This window comes from uncultured Roseovarius sp., from assembly GCF_913054395.1.
Lineage (GTDB): Bacteria > Pseudomonadota > Alphaproteobacteria > Rhodobacterales > Rhodobacteraceae > Roseovarius.
On the sequence record NZ_CAJXIP010000163.1, the window covers coordinates 1 to 6,660 of the forward strand.

Annotated in this window: 7 protein-coding genes; 2 read left to right on the top strand and 5 right to left on the bottom strand. The window is 58.1% G+C overall.

Features of this window, described 5'->3' with window-relative positions; genetic code table 11:
• Positions 1-595 precede the first annotated feature (595 nt).
• Positions 596-1,165: a helix-turn-helix transcriptional regulator gene (locus tag QZ522_RS16545; RefSeq protein WP_294614118.1), complete on the top strand. Its 570-nt coding sequence runs from the start codon at positions 596-598 to the stop codon at positions 1,163-1,165.
• A 171-nt stretch (positions 1,166-1,336) separates the two neighbouring features.
• Here QZ522_RS16545 and QZ522_RS16550 read toward each other — a convergent pair whose 3' ends face one another.
• Genes QZ522_RS16550 through QZ522_RS16565 form a run of 4 tightly spaced genes read right to left on the bottom strand, consistent with a single transcriptional unit; the run spans position 1,337 to position 4,765 of the window.
• Positions 1,337-2,167 carry a metal ABC transporter permease gene (locus tag QZ522_RS16550; RefSeq protein ID WP_294614121.1) on the bottom strand — a complete coding sequence of 277 codons (831 nt, stop codon included), beginning with the start codon at positions 2,165-2,167 and terminating at the stop codon, positions 1,337-1,339.
• Entirely contained in the window at positions 2,167-3,021 is an 855-nt protein-coding gene (locus QZ522_RS16555; RefSeq protein ID WP_294614124.1) for a metal ABC transporter permease, read from the bottom strand. Before QZ522_RS16555 ends, QZ522_RS16550 begins: the two co-directional genes overlap by 1 nt.
• Positions 3,018-3,872 (bottom strand): manganese/iron ABC transporter ATP-binding protein, encoded by an 855-nt coding sequence (locus QZ522_RS16560; protein ID WP_294614127.1) that lies wholly within the window; start codon positions 3,870-3,872, stop codon positions 3,018-3,020. Before QZ522_RS16560 ends, QZ522_RS16555 begins: the two co-directional genes overlap by 4 nt.
• Positions 3,869-4,765 carry a metal ABC transporter substrate-binding protein gene (locus QZ522_RS16565; protein ID WP_294614130.1) on the bottom strand — a complete coding sequence of 299 codons (897 nt, stop codon included), beginning with the start codon at positions 4,763-4,765 and terminating at the stop codon, positions 3,869-3,871. The genes QZ522_RS16560 and QZ522_RS16565 overlap by 4 nt, the downstream gene beginning before the upstream one ends.
• A gap of 127 nt (positions 4,766-4,892) precedes the next feature.
• Here QZ522_RS16565 and QZ522_RS16570 point away from each other — a divergent pair, with 127 nt between their 5' ends.
• On the top strand, positions 4,893-5,336 hold the full coding sequence (locus QZ522_RS16570) for a Fur family transcriptional regulator (RefSeq protein ID WP_294614133.1): 444 nt from the start codon (positions 4,893-4,895) through the stop codon (positions 5,334-5,336).
• Positions 5,337-5,385: 49 nt separating this feature from the next.
• On the opposite strand, the gene QZ522_RS16575 is transcribed toward QZ522_RS16570, so the two are convergent.
• Positions 5,386-6,294, bottom strand: coding sequence for an endonuclease/exonuclease/phosphatase family protein (locus QZ522_RS16575; protein ID WP_294614136.1), 909 nt, complete (start codon positions 6,292-6,294; stop codon positions 5,386-5,388).
• Between the last annotated feature and the right edge of the window lie 366 nt (positions 6,295-6,660).

The following is a 6,660-nucleotide window of genomic DNA, read 5'->3' on the forward strand; positions in this document are numbered from 1 at the left end:
TACGACCTTCAGGTTATGAGCCTGACGAGCTACCGGGCTGCTCCATCCCGCGACAATCAACTCGTGCTATCTATGGCGAGTCGCGGGTGAGTGCAACCTGCTTTCGGCGGAAATTGGCAAAAAGTTTACTCTGTGCACAGGTTGTTTTCCTTGCGGTTACAGGCAGGCGCCAGGGTGGAAAAAATCGACATGAGTTTCACTCATTGCGGGTGTTCAGGGGGGCAGACTCTGAAAAAGGACAGGCTCTTGGCGGCGCTGCAGCAATACGGCGTCATGCCGATTATCGTGTGTCCTGTCGTGGGCTGCTTTTCATGAACTGCGAATTGCGGAAGGTCAGGGCGCAGCGAACTTTGTACGTCGAACGGGGGATTTCGTCCGTATTGTTGCTCCGTTGATAAATATCAATGAGCGCCCATAGCCGATCATCCATTATGGCGTCCAGACATTGGGGGCAGGGTAAGACAAACCGGCCTTGGCGGACTTCAAGGCCGGGAAAGTTTTGTTTGCGGTGATCGGGATAGACGTGGTGCCCGGCGTGTCTTGAAAAAAACAGTGACGCATTAACGCCCAATTCGAGCTATCGCTTGGGGAGAAGATGGCCTTGTTTTTCCAGGAAGAAAGCAATTTGATGATCGCTCTCGATTCAGATGGCAAGTTCATCCGTGTCGATCTGCCGGGACACCGCACAACTTCGATAAATTTGCGTATTACCTGCCAAAGGATCACCATCGACCAAGGGCTTCTCGACGAGAAAATCGACACGATGCTGAAAGCCTGCCGGGAGTGTAACGGCGATACTCCCGCGCTGCTGCCTCCGCCGGCCATCGCAACGACAAAAGACGGAAAGTCGATACTTGTCGAAGCATTGCTCTTGCCGCGCGATTTGGGGGCGTTGATCGGAGGGGCACGGTTCATGCTTGCCGTGCGCGAAGTGTCCAGCCCGCTCCAATCCCGCAAGTCGCGCATGCAACATAAATTTGGGTTAACCACGACCGAGGCGGACTTTGCTGACCTTCTGGTGCAGGGGATGAGCGTGAAGGAGGTTTCTGAGCGGCTTTGCATTTCTGTCTGGACGGGGCGCAGCCACTTGCGGTCGATCTTTCAGAAAACTGATACGCATCGCCAGGGTGAATTGATCGCGCTTTTGAACCAGGAGGAGTTGTGATCGTTCACGACCGCTGGCGGAAAATATCCACAACATCAGGAAAGGCTGTAGGCAAGATCTTGAAGGTCATCCTTCGTATCCTGTTCATCCCCTCAATCATCCCGTCACAAGCGGTCAACCCGTGACGTGCCTTGATCCGGGGGCTCTTTTCAAGCGAAACGGGGTTATCCCTCACGCCAGCCCTTTGATGCGGCGTTCGCGCAACCCGCGCAACGCCAGAGCGGCAAGGAACATCCCCGTCAAGAGCAGCACAATGGTCGGCGCCGGGGCCGCATCAAGCCAGAAAGAGGTGTATATCCCGATCATTCCCGCCAGCAGGGCTACGATTATTGATAGGATCATCATGGCAGAGAACCGCCGCGTAAGCAGGAAAGCAATGGCACCCGGAGCAATCAGATAAGCAACCGACAGAATGATGCCAACCGACGACAGCATCGCCACGATGGTGGCCGACAGAATGGCAAGCAGCCCGTAATGCAACCAGCTCACCCGCAGGCCTATCATTTTGGCCTGCACCGGATCAAAGCTATGTGCAAGGAAATCGCGCCATTTCATCCCGAGGATCGCGGCGACCCCACCCGAGATAAGCCCGGCGGTCCAGAGGTCTTTGCCCCCAACCCCCAGCATGTTGCCGAACAGGATATGATCAAGATGAAGCGCGGTTTCGACCTGAGTGTAGATCACGATGCCGAGGCCAAACATGCCTGAGAACACGACGCCCATGACCGTGTCCTGTTTTATCCGCGAATTCTCCTTGATAAAGCCGGTGCCAAGCGCACAGACAAGCCCCGCCAGAAAAGCGCCGATAATAAGCGGAATTCCCGCCAAATAGGCCAGCACGACACCGGGCAGCACCGCGTGACTTGTGGCATCGCCCATCAGCGACCAGCCTTTGAGTACCAGAAAACAGCTTAGCATCGCTGCTGCGGGTGCAATCAGCACCACGATCAGCATGGCATTCTGCATGAAGGGGAATTGCAGCGGAAGTAACAGATCCTGCATCATGTGGCCTCTTCAATGGCGGATCTGGCACGTGCGCGGGCGGCCAGCATTCCGTGCTTGGGCGCGAACACCAGTGCGATGCCAAACAGCGCCGTTTGCAGGCAAACGATCACCCCGCCGGTTGCTCCGTCGAGGAAATAGCTCAGATAGGCGCCAGAGGCCGAGGTGATCGACCCGATTGCGGTCGAAAGCATCAGTAGCCGGGGAAAACGGTCGGTCAGCAGATAGGCGGTTGCGCCGGGGGTGACGACAAGCGCGATGACGAGGAACGCGCCGACGGTCTGCATCGCGGCGACGGTCGAGGCCGACAAGAGCGTGAAAAAGATCAGCCGCAGGGCGGTCACATTCAGCCCGATGGAACGCGCATGGGCCTCGTCAAAGAAAACGGCAAGAAGATCACGCCATTTCGCAAGCAGAACGATCAGCGAGATGCCCCCGATGATGGCAAGCTGCAAGGTGTCGTCGGGCGTGATCGCCAGGATGTTGCCCATGATGATCGTCTGGATCGAAACCGCCATCGGGTTGAGCGAAACCATGAACAGCCCCAGCCCGAAAAAGGCGGTGAAGATCAGCCCGATCACCACGTCTTCCTTAAGTCCGGAGCGTTGGCGCAGGAACAGCATTGAAAGCGCCGCAAGACCGCCCGAAAGAAAGGCGCCAATGGCGAAGGGCAGGCCAAGCATATAGGCCCCCGCGACACCCGGCACCACGGAATGCGCAAGCGCATCGCCGATCAGCGACCAGCCCTTGAGCATCAGGTAGGCGGACAGAAAGGCGCAGACCGCACCGACAAGGCCCGACACCCAGATCGCATTCGTCATATAGCCGTAGGTGAATGGCTCCAGCAGGATCATGACTGTCCCTTCACCGTCCGTGTGCGGTCATCATAGATCACCAGCGGTCGTTCATCATCGGTAAAGATATCAAGCTTGCGCGGGTCCTCGTCGTCGTGAAGCCGCTGCCCTTCAAGCAGGAAGTGCCGCAGCACGCCGCCAAACGCATCCCGCAGGTGTTCAGGCGTGAAAACCTCTGCCGTCGGGCCATGGGCGATCACTGTGCCTTTGACCAGAACGACGCGGTCGCAAAACTCGGGCACCGATCCAAGATTATGCGTGGCGACGAGCATGACGCGCCCTTCTTTGCGTAGATCACGCAAAAGGGCGATCATCTGTTCCTCGGTCTTCACATCAACGCCGGTGAACGGCTCGTCAAGCAGGATGACCTGCGCATCCTGCGCAAGCGCCCGTGCCAGAAAGACGCGTTTTTTCTGGCCGCCTGAAAGCTCGCCGATCTGGCGGTTGCGAAACTCGCTCATGTTGACGCGGGCAAGGGCTTTGGCCACGGCCTCGTGATCCGCCGCGCGCGGGCGGCGCAAGAACCCCATATGGCCATAACGCCCCATCATCACCACATCTTCGACAAGCACCGGAAAGGTCCAGTCGACCTCTTCGGCCTGCGGAACATAGGCCACGGCCTGTTGCTTCATGATTGCACGCACCGGCTGACCCAGGATCGTGATCCGCCCGGCCGAGACCGGCACGAAGTTCATGAGCGCCTTGAACAGTGTGGACTTGCCCGCCCCGTTCACGCCGACCAGCGCGGTGATCGTGCCGCGCGGGACTTCAAAACTTGCATCGCGCAGCGCGGTGTGCCCGTTGCGATAGGTGACTGTTACGCCCTCGGCGCGTATGCCGTCCCCGTTCACTCCTTCAGACCTTTCAAGATGGTTTCCGACGTGACGCGCAGCAGGTCGAGATACGTCGGAACCGGGCCGTCCCGCTCTGAAATGCTGTCAACGTAGAGCACGCCGCCATAGCTCGCCCCGGTCTCGCGTGCGACCTGGCGTGCCGGTTTGTCCGAGACGGTGCTTTCCGAGAACACCACGGGAATACCGTGCTCGCGCACGGTATCAATCACCTTGCGCACCTGTTGTGGCGTGCCTTGCGCATCCGCGTTGATCGGCCAGAGGTAAACCTCGGTCAGCCCGAAATCGCGCGCCAGGTATGAAAATGCACCCTCCGAGGTCACCAGCCAGCGGCGATTTTCCGGAAGGGCGCGGGCGGCGGCGCGTAGCGGGCCGATCACCTCTGCCATCCGGTCCTTATAGGCTTTGGCATTGGCGGCATAGATTTCGGCATTATCGGGATCGGCCGCGCTTAGCGCATCACGGATGTTATCGATGTAGATCTCGGCGGAATCGAGCGCCATCCAGGCATGCGGGTTGGGTTTACCCGCATATTCCCCGCCGGAAATCGCGATTGGCACCACGCCTTCAGAGACCGTGGCGGCGGGTACATCACTGAGGTTGGCGAAGAACTGCTCGAACCAGCGTTCGAGATACAGCCCGTTCCACAGGATGAGGTCCGCCCCTTGCGCCTTGACCAGATCGCGCGGCGTCGGCGCGTAACCGTGGATTTCGGCACCGGGCCTGGTGATCGAGACCACCTCGGCCGCATCTCCTGCCACATTCTGCGCCATGTCGCCAATCACGGTGAATGTCGTGACGACCTTTAGCTTGTCTTGCGCAGCGCTCGGGCCCGCCAGCCCGGCCAGCGCAAGGCTTACGACCATTCCCAAAACTGATTTTCCAGTGAACATCCCGGCATTCCTTGTTTCTTTCTCTTCTTTAAATGCATCTAGGAATGATTTGCAACTGTCAATGAAAATGCAAATCAATTGCATCTGGGGCTTGCGTGTTTCATCGAATTTGCGCGAAAAAGACGGAATGACCGAGATTGACCGCAAAACCAAGAAACTGACAGAAGCCCTGCGCCATGCGGGCGTTCGCATCACGCGTCAGCGTGCCGCCCTGTTGACGGTTCTGGCCGAGGCCGAGGATCACCCCGAAGCCGTCGAGTTGCAGCGTCGCGCCGAAGAGGCGGTGCCGGGAATATCGCTTTCGACGGTCTATCGCACTCTGACCGAACTTGAGGCGCAGGGCGTGATCCTGCGCCACCAGTTTGAAGGCACGCCCGCGCGTTTCGAACATACCGAGACCCAGCATCATGACCACATGATTGATGTCGAAACCGGCGAGGTGGTCGAATTCGCCAATGACCGGATCGAACAGCTGCAAGCCGAGATTGCCGACGCGATGGGCTATGACATCGTCCATCACCGGCTTGAGCTTTACGTTCGCAAGAAAGGTTCGGAGACCCCGCGCGACTGAAACCTTGCGCCAGATCCGGGCGAACCTTCACCATGGGCCGCTCATGACGTCAGGGTAAAGAGATGCGGGCCAGAACCCCCAAATGATCCGATCCCATATAGGGGCGTAGACCAACGCCCCCTGATGCGCCTTTTGGCACCAATACCATATCTATGGGCAAGGGCAGCAACCAGCCGCCCAAACGAAAGGTGTTGTGAAACGCACCAAGGCGGTCGGTCCCGGCGGCCTGCTGGATTCGTTGTACGTTTCCCGCCCAGGGAACCATGTTGAAATCACCCGCGATCAGCACTGGCCCGTCCAGTTCAGCGATGCGCTTGGCGATGATTTGGCTTTGGTGGTCCTGATCAAACGGAAACGGCCATTCCAGGTGAATGGACAAGACCCAAATGGGCCGACCATTTGGCGCCAGGACCTGAATCCCCGCTAGCCCGGCTTCGGTCAGGCAAAACTCGGAGCGATCCACCGCGGGCAAGGAGGTCAGCACGGCGACGTCCTGTGCCGGTCGAAACGTGCAGGTGACGGCATTGGGATAGTGGCCGAACAATTTTGCCATGTACTGTCGATTATGATCTGAAACCTCTTGCAACGTCACGATCTCGGCGCCCGAGGCAATAATATCGTCAGCCAATGGATAGCGCGGCCATGCCTTCGACAGCAGGTTCTTTTGGTAGAGCTTGACGCATCCCCTGGTGCACTCCACCCCGGAGGTGAAAAAACTGGGAGCAACAGAGCCGAGTGCAACAATCGCCCAGGCCAGCGAAAACAGCGCGCGACGCGGCGCTTTCATCCGCCACAAAACCGCCGTCAGTGGTAAAAGCAATATCCCGGCCAGCGGCCGGACAACCGCCGCTGAATTGCCGGGCGCGAAGAATTCCCCGCTAAATCCAAGAAGAACCAGCCCGGTTAGGACTGTCGCACTGGCGAATACCGGAACTCGAAGGATAGCACTGTTAACCATTTTGTACGCCTTGTGCCCGTTGGTCAGGGGGGTGAGCCGCCCGGAGCCTGAATATCTTGTATGCGTCTCGCGCCAAGTCCCTGTCTATGCCCTGACCCCACAATCGCAGCACTATCAAGAATGGCCGATGTCGGATACAGCGCCGTGAGAGCCATGCCGGATTGCCCAGAATGGGCCGAGGCCGGGTAAAGTCATGCGGAGCCGACAAGCGTCGACGGGTCATGCTTTGCAAACCAAACGACCTGACTTGGCGGAAATCCTGAAAATGCAAATAAGGCTTCCCGACATTCAGGAATTTTAAAGCCAATATTTGGGAATTTTAAAAGCTGCATTGACCGCCCCCGGTTAATTCTTGTTCCCTCTTTC

Coding starts and splice junctions, on each gene's coding strand:
- QZ522_RS16545 (WP_294614118.1), top strand. CDS start 596: ATGGCCTTGTTTTTCCAGGAAGAAAGCAATTTGATGATCGCTCTCGAT.
- QZ522_RS16550 (WP_294614121.1), bottom strand. CDS start 2,167: ATGCAGGATCTGTTACTTCCGCTGCAATTCCCCTTCATGCAGAATGCC.
- QZ522_RS16555 (WP_294614124.1), bottom strand. CDS start 3,021: ATGATCCTGCTGGAGCCATTCACCTACGGCTATATGACGAATGCGATC.
- QZ522_RS16565 (WP_294614130.1), bottom strand. CDS start 4,765: ATGTTCACTGGAAAATCAGTTTTGGGAATGGTCGTAAGCCTTGCGCTG.
- QZ522_RS16570 (WP_294614133.1), top strand. CDS start 4,893: ATGACCGAGATTGACCGCAAAACCAAGAAACTGACAGAAGCCCTGCGC.
- QZ522_RS16575 (WP_294614136.1), bottom strand. CDS start 6,294: ATGGTTAACAGTGCTATCCTTCGAGTTCCGGTATTCGCCAGTGCGACA.